The sequence below is a fragment of the Polaribacter vadi genome (assembly GCF_001761365.1).
Lineage (GTDB): Bacteria > Bacteroidota > Bacteroidia > Flavobacteriales > Flavobacteriaceae > Polaribacter > Polaribacter vadi.
In genome coordinates this window covers 3715231-3733664 of sequence record NZ_CP017477.1, presented here as the reverse complement: position 1 = coordinate 3733664, position 18434 = coordinate 3715231, and the positions used below count along the sequence as shown (strand labels likewise).

Annotated in this window: 18 protein-coding genes and 1 other RNA gene; 4 read left to right on the top strand and 15 right to left on the bottom strand. The window is 28.6% G+C overall.

Annotated features, from left to right (window positions below):
* Nucleotides 1–191 precede the first annotated feature (191 nt).
* A complete protein-coding gene (locus LPB03_RS16135) occupies nucleotides 192–1232 on the top strand; it encodes a hypothetical protein (protein WP_065320663.1) in 1041 nt (346 codons plus the stop codon).
* Here LPB03_RS16135 and LPB03_RS16130 read toward each other — a convergent pair.
* The 6 genes from LPB03_RS16130 to ruvX form a co-directional block, all read right to left on the bottom strand.
* Nucleotides 1229–2032: an SDR family oxidoreductase gene (locus tag LPB03_RS16130; RefSeq protein ID WP_065320662.1), complete on the bottom strand. Its 804-nt coding sequence runs from the start codon at nucleotides 2030–2032 to the stop codon at nucleotides 1229–1231. The genes LPB03_RS16135 and LPB03_RS16130 overlap by 4 nt on opposite strands.
* Before the next feature lie 230 nt (nucleotides 2033–2262).
* Nucleotides 2263–2361, bottom strand: an RNA gene (gene ffs / locus LPB03_RS16125) — signal recognition particle sRNA small type.
* Nucleotides 2362–2558: 197 nt separating this feature from the next.
* Nucleotides 2559–3338 (bottom strand): nucleoside triphosphate pyrophosphohydrolase, encoded by a 780-nt coding sequence (mazG, locus tag LPB03_RS16120; RefSeq protein WP_065320661.1) that lies wholly within the window; start codon nucleotides 3336–3338, stop codon nucleotides 2559–2561.
* 94 nt (nucleotides 3339–3432) lie between these two features.
* Nucleotides 3433–3861 (bottom strand): DUF5606 family protein, encoded by a 429-nt coding sequence (locus LPB03_RS16115; RefSeq protein WP_065320660.1) that lies wholly within the window; start codon nucleotides 3859–3861, stop codon nucleotides 3433–3435.
* A 107-nt stretch (nucleotides 3862–3968) separates the two neighbouring features.
* A complete protein-coding gene (gene def / locus LPB03_RS16110; protein WP_065320659.1) occupies nucleotides 3969–4559 on the bottom strand; it encodes a peptide deformylase in 591 nt (196 codons plus the stop codon).
* A gap of 105 nt (nucleotides 4560–4664) precedes the next feature.
* On the bottom strand, nucleotides 4665–5078 hold the full coding sequence (gene ruvX, locus LPB03_RS16105) for a Holliday junction resolvase RuvX (protein ID WP_065320658.1): 414 nt from the start codon (nucleotides 5076–5078) through the stop codon (nucleotides 4665–4667).
* Nucleotides 5079–5265: 187 nt separating this feature from the next.
* On the opposite strand from ruvX, the gene LPB03_RS16100 reads away from it, so the two are divergent.
* Nucleotides 5266–6081 carry a 2,3,4,5-tetrahydropyridine-2,6-dicarboxylate N-succinyltransferase gene (locus LPB03_RS16100; RefSeq protein ID WP_065320657.1) on the top strand — a complete coding sequence of 272 codons (816 nt, stop codon included), beginning with the start codon at nucleotides 5266–5268 and terminating at the stop codon, nucleotides 6079–6081.
* 13 nt (nucleotides 6082–6094) lie between these two features.
* On the top strand, nucleotides 6095–6844 hold the full coding sequence (locus LPB03_RS16095) for a glycosyltransferase family 2 protein (protein ID WP_065320656.1): 750 nt from the start codon (nucleotides 6095–6097) through the stop codon (nucleotides 6842–6844).
* 4 nt (nucleotides 6845–6848) lie between these two features.
* Here the strand turns inward: LPB03_RS16095 and LPB03_RS16090 are convergent, their stop codons facing one another.
* Together LPB03_RS16090 and LPB03_RS16085 are read right to left on the bottom strand one after the other, a co-directional pair.
* The gene (locus tag LPB03_RS16090) at nucleotides 6849–7610 is read right to left on the bottom strand and encodes a glycosyltransferase family 25 protein (RefSeq protein WP_065320655.1); all 762 of its coding nucleotides are present in this window, start codon (nucleotides 7608–7610) and stop codon (nucleotides 6849–6851) included.
* Nucleotides 7595–8398 carry an alpha-1,2-fucosyltransferase gene (locus LPB03_RS16085; RefSeq protein ID WP_065320654.1) on the bottom strand — a complete coding sequence of 268 codons (804 nt, stop codon included), beginning with the start codon at nucleotides 8396–8398 and terminating at the stop codon, nucleotides 7595–7597. Before LPB03_RS16085 ends, LPB03_RS16090 begins: the two co-directional genes overlap by 16 nt.
* Before the next feature lie 112 nt (nucleotides 8399–8510).
* On the opposite strand from LPB03_RS16085, the gene LPB03_RS16080 reads away from it, so the two are divergent.
* Complete coding sequence (locus LPB03_RS16080) at nucleotides 8511–9926, top strand: CCA tRNA nucleotidyltransferase (RefSeq protein ID WP_065320653.1); 1416 nt, start codon at nucleotides 8511–8513, stop codon at nucleotides 9924–9926.
* A 69-nt stretch (nucleotides 9927–9995) separates the two neighbouring features.
* On the opposite strand, the gene LPB03_RS16075 is transcribed toward LPB03_RS16080, so the two are convergent.
* The 7 genes from LPB03_RS16075 to LPB03_RS16045 form a co-directional block, all read right to left on the bottom strand.
* Nucleotides 9996–10730, bottom strand: coding sequence for a glycosyltransferase (locus LPB03_RS16075; protein ID WP_065320652.1), 735 nt, complete (start codon nucleotides 10728–10730; stop codon nucleotides 9996–9998).
* Between the two features lie 36 nt (nucleotides 10731–10766).
* Nucleotides 10767–11972, bottom strand: coding sequence for a glycosyltransferase family 87 protein (locus LPB03_RS16070; RefSeq protein ID WP_065320651.1), 1206 nt, complete (start codon nucleotides 11970–11972; stop codon nucleotides 10767–10769).
* A gap of 2 nt (nucleotides 11973–11974) precedes the next feature.
* Nucleotides 11975–13804 (bottom strand): ABC transporter ATP-binding protein, encoded by a 1830-nt coding sequence (locus LPB03_RS16065; protein WP_065320650.1) that lies wholly within the window; start codon nucleotides 13802–13804, stop codon nucleotides 11975–11977.
* Nucleotides 13804–15519 (bottom strand): phospho-sugar mutase, encoded by a 1716-nt coding sequence (locus LPB03_RS16060; RefSeq protein ID WP_065320649.1) that lies wholly within the window; start codon nucleotides 15517–15519, stop codon nucleotides 13804–13806. Before LPB03_RS16060 ends, LPB03_RS16065 begins: the two co-directional genes overlap by 1 nt.
* A 39-nt stretch (nucleotides 15520–15558) precedes the next feature.
* Nucleotides 15559–16515 (bottom strand): glycosyltransferase family 2 protein, encoded by a 957-nt coding sequence (locus tag LPB03_RS16055; protein ID WP_065320648.1) that lies wholly within the window; start codon nucleotides 16513–16515, stop codon nucleotides 15559–15561.
* 75 nt (nucleotides 16516–16590) lie between these two features.
* The gene (locus LPB03_RS16050; RefSeq protein WP_065320647.1) at nucleotides 16591–17118 is read right to left on the bottom strand and encodes a DUF4199 domain-containing protein; all 528 of its coding nucleotides are present in this window, start codon (nucleotides 17116–17118) and stop codon (nucleotides 16591–16593) included.
* Nucleotides 17119–17300: 182 nt separating this feature from the next.
* On the bottom strand, nucleotides 17301–18410 hold the full coding sequence (locus LPB03_RS16045; RefSeq protein ID WP_065320646.1) for a lycopene cyclase family protein: 1110 nt from the start codon (nucleotides 18408–18410) through the stop codon (nucleotides 17301–17303).
* Nucleotides 18411–18434: the final 24 nt, after the last annotated feature.

The window sequence follows — 18434 nt, the reverse complement described above, 5'->3', positions numbered from 1 at the left end:
ATATATGATTAATTTGTAGCAAAGATAGTTACAATCCTCTTTTAAAGAGAAAAAATAATTATAAGTTTTACCCTAAATTCTTTAAAAATAGCCTAAATATGTACTTTTTTTTGTTTTATATTAAACTATCTTAGTTTTAAAGAGTCGAACAATTATAAAAATAATTTTAAATTTTAGAAAATAAGCCATCAATGAAGATATATAAATATATAACATTTCTTGTATTTTTTATAATCCTAATTTCTTGTGAAACAAAAAATACAGAAGAAGGCATTGAAGGTACTATTTTTTGCAATTTATATGATTTAGGTTTGTCAGATTCTGATAATATTATTACATCAAGTGATTCAAATCCTGTTGTTTGGAAAGGTAATTATTCTGATAATACAGTTAAAATTACCTATACTAAAGATATAAATAAGTTTGGTGTTTCTGAATCGCTTAATTTTGTTTTTAATAAAATAGATAATTGTTTACAAATAGATCGTGGATATGAATTTTATAATGGTGGTTCTGGTGATGTTAGTGCTATAACCCAAGTATATGTTCTAAAAGTAACGATACAAGACTGGGAGCTTAACGAAAAACTTTCTGGCCAAATTATTTATAGAGACCACCATGATAAATTAGTGAAGACCATTAATTTTTGGGTAGAATTTGCCGCTGATGATTATTTTATTGAAGATACAAATTATACGTATTTTTCTGATTGTTTTGGAGACAAACTACCAATAGATATTGATTTAGATGAGGATGGAACAATTGATTATACGATTCTTGCTGAAGAAGAAGTTGATTTTGCTAATAACCCAAATTTTGTAGCTTATAACATTAAATTAGTTTCTACAGACGAAAGTATAAATGAAATTTTATCGCCTAAAGATGTTAGTGCCCCTTTTCCTGTAATTTTTGAAGTACCATTTTCTACAGAAAACACGAGAAGTTACGCAGCAAATAAATTTAATTCGGCTGAAGTTAGAAATTCATTAGATGTTTTTTATGAATTTGAAGCTCCTTATGAAAACTACAACTTTTTTTTACAAAATAATTTAACGTATTTAAAAGAATTTAGAAATACTATTCCAGATTATTATGCAGTAAAATTGATTAGAAATAATCAGAAATTTTATGGTTGGATTAAAATGAATTTTAATGCCTTGAACTGTGAAATTGAAATTCTTGACATGTATTTGAATCCAAATGCAAACCAACATATAAACGTAGAAGACTAAAGTTTATAATGATTCATTAGTAATTTTTGATACAGTTTATCAGGTAAAGCTCGTTTTAAAACAATTGAAAATTTCTCCATAAAACCACCAACTTTATAATGTATTTTAGGGTTTTTAGTATTTATGATTCTATAAATAGTTTTTGCCATTTCTATAGGATTCATCCCTTCACTAACATGAGAATTCATTAAATCTAAATTTGTTTTATAATTCTCTTTGTATGCCGAATTTTCAAAAACTGGAGTATGATATCTGCCTTCAGCAATATTGGTTGCAAAATCTCCTGGAGCAACATTTACAATGTTAATTCCAAAACCTTTCACTTCCATATTTGTAGCTTCTGTAACAATTTCAAGAGCTCCTTTAGAAGCTGAATATAGTCCTCTAAAAGGTAATCCCATATATCCTGCAATAGAGGTAACATTAATAATTGTTCCTGATTTCTGCAAACGCATTTGTGGTAAAACAGCTTTTAAAACATCGATAGCACCAAAAAAGTTTGTATTAAAAACGGCTCTCATTTCATCTGTTGGAGTATCTTCAATGGGTCCAGTAATTCCCATTCCTGCATTGTTTACCAAAACATCTAACCTTCCTTCTTTGTTGATAATAAAATTTACTGCATTTTTAATAGTTTCAACTTTTAAAACATCTAAAGCAATTAAGTTAAAAGCAAAATTTTCTTTGTTTTTAGGATTTCTGCTTGTACCATAAACTTGGTATCCTTTTTCGTGTAAAAAAGTAGCGATTGCTTTTCCTATTCCAGAGGAAGCTCCTGTAACTAAAACAACTTTACTCATATATTAAAGGTTATTGGGTTTTAAAATTGATTTATTATTGATGTACAAATATGGTAAAACAAAAATAAGAAATATAACAATGTTGTATAAACTTACCTTTATCTTACACTTATAAAAATAATTAAAGTGATTTTTATTAGATAATTTCAAGAAACTCAAAAGAGATATCAAAAAGCTGAGTAGAATATTAAATTTTTTGGAGAGGTTCTGAAATAAGTTCAGAACAAAAAAAATGGCAAGCTACCTACATCACACTGCTACAACCTAATACCTTTGCTGTGTTCCCACCCTGGAGGATTCAAAGGGAGCTAGTTGTGTAGGACTTGCCACTGCAAATTTACAACAGATTTTTATTTTATCAATAAAAAATAGGATAATTTTTGTAAGTATTTTAATGGATTGATACTGAAATAGATGTTGCTTTTATATAGAGTAAAACGATTGATTTTACTGCTAAATATATAATTTGAAGAGAAAACCATTTCTAAAAAATGATTTAAAAATGAAGCATGATTTGTACAGAAAATTAAGAAAAGTACTTTTTACTTTCATTCCAATACACATCCATTTCTGTTAAAGACATATCAGAAAGTTCTTTCCCTTCTTTTTTGGCTGCTTTTTCTAAATACTGGAATCTATTAATAAATTTTTTGTTCGTTTTTTCTAAAGCATTTTCAGGATTTACGCCAATAAAACGTGCGTAATTTATCATCGAAAATAAAACATCTCCAAATTCTTTTTCGATGTTTTCTTTATTTCCAGCTTTAATTTCTTCGTTTAATTCTGTAAGTTCTTCTTGTACTTTTTCCCAAACTTGTTCTGGTTTTTCCCAATCGAAACCAACTCCAGCAACTTTTTCTTGAATTCTGCTTGCTTTTACAACTGCTGGTAAACTTTTTGGAACACCTTCTAATACAGAAGTTTTACCTTCTTTTAGTTTTAATTGCTCCCAGTTTCGTTTAACTTCTGCTTCATCTTTAACCTTAACATCCCCATAAATATGAGGATGTCTGTTAATTAATTTATCAGAAATACTATTGGCAATATCTGCAATATCAAAAGCTTTTTTTTCGCTTCCTATTTTTGCATAAAAAACAATGTGTAACAAAACATCTCCTAATTCCTTTTTAATTTCTGTCAAGTCATTATCAAGAATTGCGTCTGCCAACTCATAAGTCTCCTCAATTGTTAAATGACGTAAACTTTCTAATGTTTGTTTTTTATCCCAAGGACACTTCTCACGAAGATCGTCCATAATATCTAACAAACGATTAAATGCGGAAAGTTGTTCTTTTCTTGAGTTCATTGTTTTTTGATTGCAACATATTAAAAGTTCGCTATTTTAAGCCCAATTGATGAACTAAAAATAGTAAAACTGCTTGTTGAAAGCTGAAGATTTTTTAAGACTCTTTTTCAGTATTTTCTTCTGCAGCAACTTCATCAGTTTGTGTAAAATCGAAACCTGCTTCAATCAACAAATTAAACCACTGAATTACTTTTTTAATGTTAGAAGAATACACTCTTTCAGCATCGTAATTTGGTAAAACTTCTTCGAAAAAAGAGGCTAATTTTTTCCCACTTTCTTTGTGTGAAATTGCTTCTTTCCCTTCTGTTTTTGCAGCCATTGCTTTAAAAACCTCTAACAAAGGCATATCTTCTTCATAGGTGTAAATTGCAATATTCTCTAACATGCTCACATTTTGTGTAGCATTAATTGCCAATCTTTTTTTATCTGTTAAAGATTCTACAATAATTGCATTTTTTGATTGTGATACTACTTGAAACAAACCAGGTTTACCAGTTACTGAAATAATTTTACTAAATTCCATTTATATATATTTTTTTATAAAGTGTCTTATTTTGATTGTAATCGAGAAGGCTTTTAATTTTATGTTTAGTTGATGTTTTTTTTAATAAAACATCAATAAATATAATATTATCTACCTTTTTTTAAGTTTGGGAAACGCATTCTATAATCAGCATTTATTTTCCCTTTAGAAATGTTTTCCAATTTCTTTTTAATCAATCTTTTTTTAAGTGATGATATTTTGTCTGTAAACAAAACACCTTCAATATGATCATATTCGTGTTGAAAAACTCTTGCAGCTAAACCTTCTAAAACCTCTGTATGAGTTTTAAAATCTTCATCTTGATATTCAATAGTTACTTTTGGTTGACGTAAAACGTCTTGACGAACATCTGGAATACTTAAACAGCCTTCGTTAAAAGACCATTCTTCTCCTTCTTCTTCTAAAATTTGTGCGTTTATAAAAACTTTATTAAAAGATTTTAGAGTTTCTCTATCAGCTTCATCTAAATCTTCATCTTCTGCAAAAGGAGAGGCATCAATTATAAACAAACGAATTGCTTTGCCTATTTGAGGAGCAGCTAAACCAACACCAGAAGCATTGTACATGGTTTCTTTCATGTTTACAATTAATTCTTTTAGGTTCGGATAATCTGCATCAATATCCATACATTCTTTTCTTAGAACAGGATCTCCATAAGCTACAATTGGTAAAATCATATTTTCTTTTTTGTTGGGTGCAAAAGTACAATTTACAATTACGAATTACGAATTTTTAAAATAGGTTTTTTTGAACAATTTATTTTTTAACGGCTAATTTTACAATTAACCATTGTTGTATAAATAAGATTGTAGAATAATTGTGGCACTAATTTCATCTACCAAAGCTTTATTTTTTCGTTGATTTTTTTTCAAACCACCATCAATCATTGTTTGAAAAGCCATTTTAGAGGTAAAACGTTCATCGATTCTTTTTACAGGAATTTGAGGAATTTCCTTCGCTAATTTTGTTAGAAAAGGAAGTATGAGAGCTTCGCTTTCACTATCAGTATTATTCATTTGTTTTGGCTTCCCCACTAAAAAAAGTTCTACTTTTTCTTTAACTATGTAGTCTTTCAAAAATTTGATTAATTCATCAGTTTTTACAGTGGTTAAACCAGAAGCAATTATTTTTAATTGATCTGTAACTGCAATTCCTGTTCTTACTTTACCAAAATCGATGGCTAAAATTCTTCCCAAAACTTATACTTTTTTTGCAAAAATAAAGTTTAAACTTCTAATAGAATACATTAAATAGAATAAAATCAATATGTTAAAAGAATCTAGGCTTAGTATTTTAAACAAACAAGCCATATCTGTTTAAAAAACGTATATTCGCCTTGGTTTTTGGCAATCAATTTATATTTGCAAAAATGAAATTATTAGAATGGAAGATATTAGAAAAATTATAGAATCGGCTTGGGAAAATCGTGACTTATTAAAAGAAGAAAACACGATAAACACAATTAGAAAAGTTGTAGATTTATTAGACAAAGGAGAATTAAGAGTTGCAGAACCAACAGCTGATGGTTGGCAAGTAAATGAATGGGTAAAAAAAGCAGTAGTGTTGTATTTCCCAATTCAAAAAATGGAAACTTTAGAAGCTGGTATTTTTGAATATCATGATAAAATTCCATTAAAAAGAAACTTTGCAGAAAGAGGTATAAGAGTAGTACCAAATGCTGTTGCAAGACATGGAGCTTACATTTCTGCTGGCACAATCTTAATGCCAAGTTATGTAAATATTGGTGCGTATGTAGATGAAGGAACCATGGTTGATACTTGGGCTACAGTTGGTTCTTGTGCGCAAATTGGTAAAAATGTACATTTATCTGGTGGTGTTGGAATTGGTGGAGTTTTAGAACCTTTACAAGCAGCTCCTGTAATTATAGAAGATGGTGCTTTTATTGGCTCTAGATGTATAGTTGTAGAAGGTGTAAGAGTAGAAAAAGAAGCAGTTTTAGGTGCTAATGTTGTCTTAACAATGAGTACTAAAATTATAGATGTTACTGGAGATGAACCAGTTGAAATGAAAGGAATTGTACCTGCAAGATCTGTAGTAATTCCTGGAAGTTATACCAAGAAATTTGCTGCAGGAGAATATAATGTACCTTGTGCATTAATTATCGGAAAAAGAAAAGAAAGCACCAATAAAAAAACATCTTTAAACGATGCTTTACGTGAGTATGATGTTGCTGTTTAAAGAGTAAAATGCTATGACAAAAATTACTGCAATAATTCCTACTTTAAATGAAGAAATTCATATAGAAGAAGCCATACAATCTGTTGGTTTTGCTGATGAAATTATTGTAATTGACTCTTATAGTACAGATAATACAGTTGCATTAGCAGAAAAACACAATGTAAAAATCATCAAACGAAAGTTTGATGATTTTTCTTCTCAAAAAAACTTTGCTATTGACCAAGCAAAACATCCTTGGATTTATATTTTAGATGCTGATGAAAGAGTTACTCCAGAAGTTGAAAAAGAAATTTTAGAAGCTGTAAAAAATCCAAAAAATAAAGTTGGTTTTTATGTGCGTAGAAGTTTTTATTTTGCTGATAAAAAAATAAACTATTCTGGTTGGCAAAGAGATAAAGTTGTTCGTTTGTTTTTAAAAGAACATTGTAAATACCAAGGTATTGTACATGAAACGATAAAAACAAATGGCGAACTTGGTTTTTTCAAACATAAAATTGATCATTTTGGGTATAAAAACTACAATCATTTTATTTCTAAAATTCATCAATATGGAGAATTAAAAGCACAAGAATTGCATGCAAAAGGCAAAACTGTAAATGCTTACCATATTTTAATAAAACCTCCTTTTAGGATTTTTTCTCATTTTATATTGAAAAAAGGTTTTCTAGATGGTTATGCTGGTTTAATTTTAGCAACAACACAAGCGTATGCTGTACTAACAAGATATATAAAACTTTGGTTATTAAACAGAAACGTAAAATAAATCCTTATTTTAAAGATTGATAAAAGAAATAATTTCTAATACATCTTTGTAATTTATAGGTACATAAAGTAAAAACCTGCCAAAAAGGTCTAATAATTTCTCTGATTGTTTTTTTCCAAACAATCATATTATTTTGCTGAATAGTGCTCCCTCCCATTTTCTTATCAACACTTACAACATATTGCTTATTTGTAGAATATAAAGGCACTTTATGTTTGTAAACATCTTGTTTCATCACATCAATTGGAGCGTAATAATCACTTAAATTATCAACTAATTTTTGAGCGGCATTTTTACCAATAATTTGTCCAATCATTAAAACTGGTGGCATTAAGAATTTGTTTAGTAATTCCGTTTTTTGAAGCGAATAAAAGCCTTTTTTACCTGAAATATCTAAAAAATCATTCATGGTTATTTGTGATAAAAGCTGCTCTAAATCTTTAAAAAAATCTTCATGAACCAAAGCATCATCTTCTAAAACAATCGAAAAATCTTCTGGTTGTTTTGATAAAAATTTCCACAATTTAAAATGCGTTAAACAAATACCTATTTCACCATCATTTGGAAAAGGAAAATGTGCTAAAATGTTATGTTTCGCTTTTTCTTTTTTTAAAACTTCTTTATCTAAATCTTTGCCATAAGTTGCAGTAATTCTGGTAATTGGAATGTTCAATTTTTTAAATTGATTTTCCATAAAATCACGTCTCTTTACACTTTTATCTAAATTGATGTAATAAACTTTGTAAGACATCATAATTGTATCCAATTTTTAGAAGCGACCTCATTTTCTTGGCTTACAAACCACTTTTTAGGAGCAATAACTGTTTTGTTTTTATGCTGATTCAACCAAGCTCCCCACCAAGAAAAACTACTATTTGCTGTTATATTATGTTTGCACAAACTCATTAAAAACATATCTTCATGAGGAATTGTTTTATGGTCTATATATGTCGCATTTTCTAATTGTAAGTTTTCTTTTGTCCAAATTATATCATCAGAAAAAACAAAAAAGTGAGTGTTTTCAAACTTTTCATTGATCAATTTAATAGCTGAAGCATAATAGTTTAAATCACAAGTTCCATGAACACTATTTGCTTTTTTATCAGTAATATAATCTCCTCTTCTAATATGTAAAGAACAAGAATTTTTATGTTGATGAATTGCTTTTGAGTATTTCTTTGTTGAATCAGAAAGCTCAGTTTTAATTGTAAATTGCTGTAACAGGATTCCTCTAATAGTTGAAAAATATTTTTCTGTTTGAAAATATCCTTTCACAAATTCGTTGCCAGATAATTTTAACATGTTTTCATCAAACAGTAAACTTTTTTCTTTTACATTTTTTTTTAATTTTATTAAGGCTAAAAAAGTATCGAAACTATTAGCAGTTTCTAAATCTATATTATAAGTATCTAAATGATAACCACCATGTAATTTGTAAGTTTTGAATTTTGAAATATCAATCTGGACTTCAAAACCTTTTTGTTGCAAAGATTTTGCGAATGCATATTGAAACATTTGGTTTCCAAGACCACCAAGAATTCTTACAATAATCATTTAAATTTTAGTTTGATAAAAGAGGTTAACACAAAAATACAAATGTTCTTACTATTTTTCTTCTTTTAAACTATGTAAAACAATAAATTTGCCAATTGACTGCAAAAAATATATGAAGTACACAGAAGCAATTCAATCAGAAATATTTACATTAATTTCTCAGGCATCCAAAGAACTAAATATCGATTCTTATGTAATTGGTGGTTTTGTACGTGATTTTTTCCTAAAAAGAGGCACTGCAAAAGATATAGATGTTGTTGCTGTTGGCAGTGGCATTGAGCTCGCAAAAAAAGTAGCACAACTAATTCCAAATAAACCAAAAGTACAAGTTTTTAAAACCTATGGTACAGCCATGTTGCGTTTTAAAGACGTAGAAATTGAGTTTGTTGGCGCAAGAAAAGAATCGTATTCTGAAGAAAGTAGAAATCCTGAAGTTACTGAAGGGACTTTAAAAGACGATCAAAATAGACGCGATTTTACCATAAATGCACTTGCTTTAAGTTTAAACGAAGAAAATTTCGGAGAACTCTTAGATCCTTTTAATGGTATTGAAGATTTAGAAAATAAAATTATTAAAACGCCTTTAAACCCAGATATTACCTATTCTGATGATCCTTTAAGGATGATGAGAGCCATTCGTTTTGCAACACAGTTAAATTTTGAAATTGAAGAAAATTCGCTTGCTGCAATTTCTAAAAATTCAAATCGATTACAAATAATTACCAAAGAGAGAATTGTAGTTGAATTGAATAAAATAATGTCATCTGCAAAACCATCTGTAGGTTTTTTACTATTAGAAAAAACAAATTTATTACCTCAAATTCTACCTGAATTAATCGCACTAAAAGGCGTTGAAGAAGTTGAAGGTCAGAAACATAAAGATAATTTTTATCACACTTTAGAAGTTGTAGATAATATTGCTGTACATACAGATGATGTTTGGTTACGATGGGCTGCTCTTTTACATGATGTTGGAAAAGCACCTACAAAAAGATTCAGTAAAAAAGTGGGTTGGACGTTTCATGGACATGAATTTGTAGGCTCAAAAATGGTGTATAAAATCTTTAAAAAATTAAAAATGCCACTGAACAACAAAATGAAATTTGTTCAGAAAATGGTCTTGTTAAGTTCAAGACCAATTGTATTGGCAAGTGATGTTACAGATTCTGCTGTAAGGCGTTTGGTTTTTGATGCAGGTGATGACATCAACTCTTTAATGACGTTGTGTGAAGCAGATATTACTACAAAAAACCCAAGAAAATTTAAACTTTATCATAAAAATTTTGATATTGTTCGCTCTAAAATTAAAGAAGTTGAAGAAAGAGACAAAGTACGTAATTTTCAACCTCCAATAACTGGCGAAGAAATTATGGAAGCTTTCAACTTAAAACCTTGCAGAGAAATTGGGCAAATAAAAGAAGCGATTAAAAATGCTATTTTAGATGGTGAAATTCCTAATGAACACAAAGCTAGTTATGATTTTATGATTGAAAAAGGAATAAGTTTGGGGTTAAAGTTAATTGATTAGTTTTATTTGCAAAAAAGCAAAAAAATGAATATATAATATTAATAAAGTATAAAGACTAGCTTAAAACAGCTAGTCTTTATACCTTATTTTTAAATTAATAATATCTTTTGGAACATTAAAAAAATCTAAAAACTTGATTTTTGAACCCCCTTTTTCTTCCCAAATATTTAAAGGAAATTCGTAGATACTATTTTGCATAAATTCTAATCCGAATTTTTGGTTTAACCTTAATAGCATTTCTACATCAAAAATCCATTTGGTTATAAATTGGTCTTTGAACATTATTAAAGCTATATTTTTTTTAAAAATTTTAGCCCCACATTGCGTATCATAAATTGGTAATTTCAAAAGGAATTCACTTACAATTGTTGCAAAAATTCGACCAAATAAAAACCTTGAATATTTTCTATTAATAACGCTACCAAGTCTCTTAATTCTGCTTCCCATTATTAATCTAATTTCTGAGTTCGCTTTTAATGTTTGTAATAAGGCCTGTATTTCAGTTAATGGAGTTGCCAAATCTGCGTCAAAAAAACCAATATATGAGAAGGTAGTTTTTTTTGCAACAATTAAAACAGCTTTTCTTATAGCTTCTGCTTTACCAACGTTTTGTTCACAGTTAACAATTGTAACTTTATTAGGAAACCTTAATTGTAGGGAATTCAATACACTTAAAGTATTGTCTGTACTACCATCATTTACAAAACAAAAATGTATCTTATTTTCTTTTATATAATTTGTAAAATCTAAAATTGGTAATCTATCAAACTCATTATAACAGGGAATTATGATACAGGTATCCATTAAAATTCATTTTTAAAAATTAAAGTAATAGCTACATTATAAATCATCTGATTTTTTTTCAATAGCTTTAGTTTTTGATAAATAGAACGATTTGTAAACCATAACACACCAAGTGATAAAAAACATAATAACGCCCAAATGTAATTTTCCTAATACAAATTTTGAAATAAAAACAGGACATAAAATATCAATAGGAAAGATTACCAAAAGAAAAAAATTAATCCAAAGTAATACTTTATCTAATGATGTTTTATCAATAAAAATATACCAAATTGCATACCCTACCATAGCAATTACATACGTGTGTAGTTCTGAACCTAAACCAAAAAGAATTGTATAGCTCATTAAAATTCCTAAAAATTGAGCTCTTAAAACAAAAGAGTGTCTTATTCTTTTTTGTTGATAAAGACCAATAGCAAAAATTAAAAATAATATAACAATAGAAACTTTAGAGGCAAAATTATTTATTGCTGGCGTAATTGAATATACAGCTCTATAAATACTGTAATAAATTTGCATTTTTGAATGATCTGAAATGGAAACGATCCAAGATTGATAATAATCAATCATTTCAGTAAAATTAAAACGTACTAAAGGTGCAAAAAACAAGACAATACTTACTCCAATTGTGTACAAAACATTTTTCCAAAACTTCGGATAAAAAATAAGCATTGATAATTGAAAAATTCCATACACTTTAGTAAAGCCTGAAATACAAATTAAAAGGATTGCCCAAAAACTGTGTTTTTTTTCTAACAATGTATAAGAAAGTAAGAAAATTGCAGCAACCACAGGATTAAATTGCATTGATAATATCGTTGCAAAAAGGAGCAAGCAAGAAATAAAAAAGATAAATTTTTTATTTTTAAAATCGTATTTATCTGGTAAATTAAAAATAGAAAAGTAGAATAAAGAATACGTAAAAAAATTCCAGCAAAAAGCGCCTAACCAACTTGGCAATAATGCAAAAGGAGTAAATAAAATTGAAAATAATGGCAGATAAATAAATACATCTAAAGGTATTCCCCTTTTATTTAAATGAGACCAGTCTGAATAAGGATTTACATCATTCCAGAAATCAAGAGAGCCAAAAGAAAAGATTTGAAAATTATTATCAGAAATATTTAGAACCTCTTTTAAAGTAATTACTAAAGCAAAAAATAATCCAAAGAGATAGATACTTTTTGGTGTTTGAAAAGAGTTTTTTCTAAATTTTTGGACTCTTTTAGAGAAACTATTCATTTTTAACTCAAACTTTGCATCGTTACTAACTTAAAATACTCGCCTTTTTTAGCTAATAATTCTTCATGTTTTCCTTGTTCTACAATTTTTCCTTTTTTCATCACCACAATTTTATTTGCTTTTTGAATGGTAGAAAGTCTGTGAGCAATTACTAAAGAAGTCCTGTTTTGCATCATTTTTTCTAAAGCAAGCTGCACTAATTGTTCAGATTCTGTATCTAAAGCAGAAGTTGCTTCATCTAAAACCATAATTGGCGGATTCTTTAAAACTGCTCTTGCGATTGATAATCGTTGTTTTTGTCCACCAGAAAGTGTTCCTCCACTATCACCAATATTAGTCTCGAATTTTTCTGGTAAATTCTGAATAAATTCGTTTGCATTTGCAATTTCTGAAGCCTCTAAAACAGCTTCTTTTGTTGCATGTTCTGTGCCTAATTTAATATTGTTTTCTACAGTATCATTAAATAAAATAGATTCTTGTGTAACAATACCCATTAAATCTCGTAAAGATTTTTTTGTAATATCTTTTATACTAACATTATCAATTAAAATATCACCCTGATTAACATCGTAAAAACGTGTAATTAAATTCGCTAATGTAGATTTTCCACTTCCAGATTGCCCAACCAAAGCAACAGTTTCTCCTTTTTTTATTGTTAAAGAAAAATCTTTTAAAACATAATCGTTTTTATACTTAAAGGAGATATTTCTGAACTCAATTTCATTATCAAAACTTTCTTTTACAAGTGCATTTGGTTTGTCTTTTATACTATTTTCAGTATTTAAAATCTGCATAATTCTTTCTGCAGAAGCTTCACCTTTTTGAATATTGTAATAGGAAGTTGTAATTAATTTAATTGGGTTTAAAACTGTGTAAAAAAGCACAATGTATCCCATAAATTCATCTGGTTGTAAAGAACTTGTGTTCGATAAAACCTCAGTTCCTCCATACCAAAGTATCGCAATAATTGTTGCAGAGCCCAAAAACTCACTCATTGGAGATGCTAATGTTTGCCTGTGAAAAACACTCGTCATTAAATCTCTAAAAGTTTTGGTAGATTTATTGAATTTACGCTCAATAATTTTTTCTGAATTAAAACCTTTGATCACTCGTAAACCTGTTAAAGTTTCTTCAATAAATGATAAAAAAGTACCTGTTTCTTTCTGCGCTTTTACAGAATTCGATTTTAATTTTTTACTTATTGATGAAATAATAAAACCAGAAACTGGCAATAAAATAAACACGAAAAGCGTTAATTTCATACTCATAAAAAGCATGATAGAAATTGCAATGACAACTGTAAGAGGTTCTCTAACAATAGTTTCTATAGATGTTAAAATAGAAACCTCCACCTCTTGCACATCAGCAGTCATTCTTGCAATAATATCTCCTTTTCGCTTTTCTGTAAAGTAAGCAATTGGTAATTCTACAATTTTATTGTACAATTTATCTCGTAAATCTTTTACAATTCCTGTTCTTAAAAAAGTAATTACGTAAGATGCTAAATATCTAAAAAGATTTTTTAGAAAAAATAATGATAAGGCTAATAGACAGATAAAAAACAAGGTTTTAATTTGCCCTTCATTTTCAATTTTTTCTGATATAAAATAATAAAAACTTTCTTTTAAATAAGTGCCTATATTGGTAATGCCTTCATAAGCTGGTTTCGCAACTACTTCTTTATCTGTTTCAAAAAGAATCCCTAAAACAGGTATAAAAGCTAAAACTGATAAAACATTAAAAAGAGCATAGAAAATATTAAATACGATGTTTAATACTGTAAATTTTCTATACTTCTTTTCGTACTTTAAAATATCTTTAAAATAACTCATTAATTCAACTTCATCTCTTTAATAATTCGTTGAATTTTAGCATCCAATTTAGCTTCTACTTGCGTAGCTTTTTTTGTATTATCTAAAGGAGCATTTACGCTAAAATAAAATTTTATTTTTGGTTCTGTTCCACTTGGTCTTGCAGCGATTCTTGTACCAGATTCAGTTTGATAAATCAACACATTTGATTTTGGTAAATCGATTTTAGAAACCTCGCCAGTAATTAAATCCTTTTTTGTTGATGCATCATAATCACAAAGTGATTCTACTTTTTCACCATCAATTTCTGTGAGTGGATTATTACGCATATCACTTAACATTTGCTGAATTTCTGCAGCACCATCCATTCCTTTTTTGGTAATTGAAATTAAGTGTTCTTTATAAAAACTATTATCAATATAAATATTTAGCAATTCTTGGTAAAAAGAACTGCCATTTTGTTTTGCTAAAGCAGCAACTTCACAAGCTAAAAGAGTTGCAGTAACTGCATCTTTATCTCTTACAAAATCGCCAACCATATAACCGAAACTTTCTTCACCTCCACCAATAAAATCGAGTTCAGGAAAATCTCTAACCATTTTTGCAATCCATTTAAAACCTGTTAAACCAACCTTTGTTTCAACGTTATAACTTGTTGCAACATCGTTTACTAATTCAGTTGATACAATTGTAGAACCCACAAATTGTTTCCCATTCAATTTCCCTTCATCTTTCCACTTTTTTAGTAGAAATTTCGTCATTACAACCATGGTTTGGTTCCCATTCATCAACTTCATGTTGCCATCTAAATCTCTTACAGCAACTCCTAATCTATCACAATCTGGATCTGTTCCAATTACAATATCTGCATCAATTTTATTTGCTAAATCTGTAGCCATTTTTAAAGCTTCTGGCTCTTCAGGATTTGGCGATTTTACTGTTGGGAAATCTCCATTTGGTTCTCTTTGCTCTTCAACAATATGAACATCTGTATAACCCGCTTTTTTTAATGCATCTGGCACAGAAACAATAGAAGTTCCATGCAAGGATGTAAAAACTATTTTTAAATTTTTACGATCAATTTTATCATACAATGAACCATTTTTTACAGAATCTTCTATAAAAACAGCATCCACTTCTTTTCCAATCGTTTCAATTAGGTCTTCATTTGCATCAAACTTAATTTCAGAAAAATCTAACGCATTTACGTTTCCAATAATTCCACTATCATGAGGTGGAACAATTTGTCCTCCATCTGCCCAATACACCTTGTAACCATTATATTCTGGTGGATTATGAGAAGCTGTTAAAACAATTCCTGCATCACAATTTAAATGACGAACTGCAAATGATAATTCTGGAGTTGCTCGTAAATCTTCAAACAAGAAAACTTTTATATTATTTGCTGATAAAACATCTGCCACAACTTTGGCAAACTTTTTACTATTATGCCTACAATCGAAAGCAATTACAACACTTAATTGTTCTTTTTTTACGTTATCAATTAAATAATTAGACAAACCTTGCGTTGCTCTTCCTAATGTATATTTATTAATTCTATTAGTTCCTGCACCCATAATTCCACGCATTCCACCAGTTCCAAATTCCATATTTTTATAGAATCTGTCTGCTAAATCGTTTGGATTATTGTTGATTAAATTTTGGATTTCTGTCTGCGTTTCAGCATCGAAAGTAGCAGTTAACCATTGTTTTGCTTTGTCTAAAATATCTTTCATAGGTAATAAAAAAAGTTAATTGAAATACAAATATACAGATTAGAAATTGAGTTTTTCCTTTATTGTATAGTGTTTTTCGTCTGGTTTCATTTTTATAATTAATTCGCCTAAAAATCCTGCTAAAAAAAGTAATGTTCCTAAAATCATGGAAGTTAGTGCAATATAAAACCAAGGATTATTGGTTACTAAAATCGTTTTAACTCCGTTAAAAAGTTTGTAAAGTTTAACTGCACCAATATAAAATGCTAACGTAGTTCCGAATAAAAACATTAATGTGCCCCAAAGTCCAAAAATGTGCATAGGTCTTCTCCCAAATTTTGATAAAAAAGAAATGGTTATCAAATCTAAAAAACCGTTTATAAAACGATCGATTCCAAACTTAGTTTCACCATATTTTCTTGCTTGATGTTGCACAACCTTCTCTCCTATTTTATTAAAACCTTCGTTTTTGGCTAAAACAGGAATATATCTGTGCATTTCTCCACTTACTTTTACTGCTTTTACAACTTCTTTTTTATAAGCTTTTAAGCCACAATTAAAATCGTGCAATTTTAAACCAGATGTTTTTCTTGCAGCTGCATTAAATAATTTTGAAGGAATATTTTTAGTAACAACATTATCATATCGTTTCTTTTTCCAACCAGAAATAAGGTCGAAATCTTCTTTGATAATTAAATTGTATAGTTCAGGAATTTCTTCTGGATTGTCTTGCAAATCTGCATCCATAGTAATAACAACCTTGCCTTTTGCTAGTTCAAAACCAGCATCTAAAGCTTGACTTTTTCCGTAATTTCTTTGAAAACGAATTCCTTTTACAGCAGTATATTTGGCTGATAATTGTTCGATAACTTGCCAGGAAGTGTCTGTGCTGCCATCATCAATAAAAATAATTTCATATAAATAACGATTGGATTGCATAACTTTTGCAATCCAATCGTGTAATTCTTGTAAAGATTCTTCTTCGTTAAGAAGTGGTATAACTACCGAAATTTCCATAGTATTCATTCAATATTATAAAACCAAAGTTCAAAGTTACGATTTTATGAATTATTGAACGTTGAAGTTTGAAATTTAGTAAGTTTCTTCTTCAGATTTTTTCATTACTGCTGCTGCAATCGCAGAAACAACAAATCCTATAAAAGCCATGAAAAGCAATCCTAAAGCATTCCCTATTAGTGTTCCTTGAAATTTAGATTGCATTTCAATTTGAGCATCTATTTGCTCTTCTGTAAGTCCAGCATCTACTAATCCGTTCCTAGTTACCTCTTCTACTTGCATATAAAAGTCTGGCTCAATAAAAGTTGAAAATACATATTGATAAATAATACTAATTAGTGAACCAAGTATTATAATACCAATTCCAATTTTTAAGCCTTGACCCCAGCTCATAAATCCTCCATTATTTTTCTTAAAAGTTGACATTCCAAAGACTGAAAACCCAATAAGACCAATTGCAGTTACTCCTAAAGTAATAAACCCAGCAGTTGTATCTAAATGTTTCCCTAAAGCATAAATTATAAGACTTGTTAGAACTAAGAGAAGCCCATAATAAAGGCCGCTATTTAAAATAATACTTTTACTGTTTGCTTGATTTTCCATTGTTTTTTAAAGTTTAGTTGATTTACAAATATAAAAATTTCGTTTTAAAGGTTTTTTAGGTAATTTCTAAAATACTATTAAAATATCTTATTAGTGTTCATTATGTTAAAATTGTTACAAAAAAATATTCTTTTTTAAAATTGATGTATCAATTTTGCGTGTTTTATTCTCTTATAACTACCTTAACTATTTTCTAAACCATATTCTCCTGAGAGTGATATTATAGCTCTTTTATCAGTAACAAATTTTGAAAGAAGCAAAGCATAATCCATCAAAATATTATTTTGAGAATATTTAAAGAAACGTTCTTGCGTTTTTTTAGATCTATTATAGTTTGCAGAAAATCTGTTTTTCCAATCCAATTCATACTCATTTAAATAGCTTACATCATCTTTTTCTAAAGATTTCTCTATAGCCTTATTTGCCATTAAAGCCGCTTCAAAAATAAATTTATAACCTTCGCCAACAATTGGGTTTACTTGAGAAACACTATCTCCAACACACACTAAATTATTTAAAACAAATTTTTCTAAAACAGGTGTTATAGGAATACTTGCTCCTTCTACCTTATCATTATCTTTAATAACTAGTTTTTTAATTTTAGGGATTTCTAAAATTTTATGCAAACGATTTTTTAAATCTTTAACAACTTCATCATCAAAAGTACCAAAACCAATAATGGCTCTTTCATCCTTTAAAGGAAAAATCCAACCATAACCTCCTTGATACACTTTACCCATTAAAAGGTGTATCTCGTTTGGTTTTCCAATATACTTTACATTATATTCTACACCTGTTGCTAACTTTACTTTTTTGGCGCGCAAACCTACTTCTTTACTAATAACTGCATTGGTGCCTGAAGCATCCACAAATATTTTACCTGTGTATTTTTCTTTATGTTGATCAGTTACTGATGTGTAATTGTTATGTTCATCAGTTTCTATCGTCTTTACGTTTACGCCAGTTTTAATCGTTACAAAATTGGTATTTATAGCATTCAATAATTCTATATGCACTTGTTTTTTATCTAACACATATAAATTAGATTTTATATTTCTTCTCATTCTTTTAGAATGGAAAGCAATAGTATCAATATCTTGTGCTACAACATTATGTGTTAAACCAAATTTATCTAAATCAATAAAGCTAGCTAGGGTATTAAAAGAAAATTCTAATAAATCTTTTTTTCTATCTAAAAGCAATACTTTTCTTTTGCTTTTACCTAATTCTCTTGCTAAAATTAGGCCAGCTGTACCTCCACCAACAATAACAACATCAAAATTATGATTCATAAAAAACACTTATTTTAATCAATT

Bases quoted from the DNA above. Each gene is read 5' to 3' on its own strand.
- LPB03_RS16135 (WP_065320663.1), top strand. From the start codon at position 192: ATGAAGATATATAAATATATAACATTTCTTGTATTTTTTATAATCCTA.
- LPB03_RS16130 (WP_065320662.1), bottom strand. From the start codon at position 2,032: ATGAGTAAAGTTGTTTTAGTTACAGGAGCTTCCTCTGGAATAGGAAAA.
- mazG (WP_065320661.1), bottom strand. From the start codon at position 3,338: ATGAACTCAAGAAAAGAACAACTTTCCGCATTTAATCGTTTGTTAGAT.
- LPB03_RS16115 (WP_065320660.1), bottom strand. From the start codon at position 3,861: ATGGAATTTAGTAAAATTATTTCAGTAACTGGTAAACCTGGTTTGTTT.
- def (WP_065320659.1), bottom strand. From the start codon at position 4,559: ATGATTTTACCAATTGTAGCTTATGGAGATCCTGTTCTAAGAAAAGAA.
- LPB03_RS16100 (WP_065320657.1), top strand. From the start codon at position 5,266: ATGGAAGATATTAGAAAAATTATAGAATCGGCTTGGGAAAATCGTGAC.
- LPB03_RS16095 (WP_065320656.1), top strand. From the start codon at position 6,095: ATGACAAAAATTACTGCAATAATTCCTACTTTAAATGAAGAAATTCAT.
- LPB03_RS16085 (WP_065320654.1), bottom strand. From the start codon at position 8,398: ATGATTATTGTAAGAATTCTTGGTGGTCTTGGAAACCAAATGTTTCAA.
- LPB03_RS16080 (WP_065320653.1), top strand. From the start codon at position 8,511: ATGAAGTACACAGAAGCAATTCAATCAGAAATATTTACATTAATTTCT.
- LPB03_RS16075 (WP_065320652.1), bottom strand. From the start codon at position 10,730: ATGGATACCTGTATCATAATTCCCTGTTATAATGAGTTTGATAGATTA.
- LPB03_RS16070 (WP_065320651.1), bottom strand. From the start codon at position 11,972: ATGAATAGTTTCTCTAAAAGAGTCCAAAAATTTAGAAAAAACTCTTTT.
- LPB03_RS16065 (WP_065320650.1), bottom strand. From the start codon at position 13,804: ATGAGTTATTTTAAAGATATTTTAAAGTACGAAAAGAAGTATAGAAAA.
- LPB03_RS16060 (WP_065320649.1), bottom strand. From the start codon at position 15,519: ATGAAAGATATTTTAGACAAAGCAAAACAATGGTTAACTGCTACTTTC.
- LPB03_RS16055 (WP_065320648.1), bottom strand. From the start codon at position 16,515: ATGGAAATTTCGGTAGTTATACCACTTCTTAACGAAGAAGAATCTTTA.
- LPB03_RS16050 (WP_065320647.1), bottom strand. From the start codon at position 17,118: ATGGAAAATCAAGCAAACAGTAAAAGTATTATTTTAAATAGCGGCCTT.
- LPB03_RS16045 (WP_065320646.1), bottom strand. From the start codon at position 18,410: ATGAATCATAATTTTGATGTTGTTATTGTTGGTGGAGGTACAGCTGGC.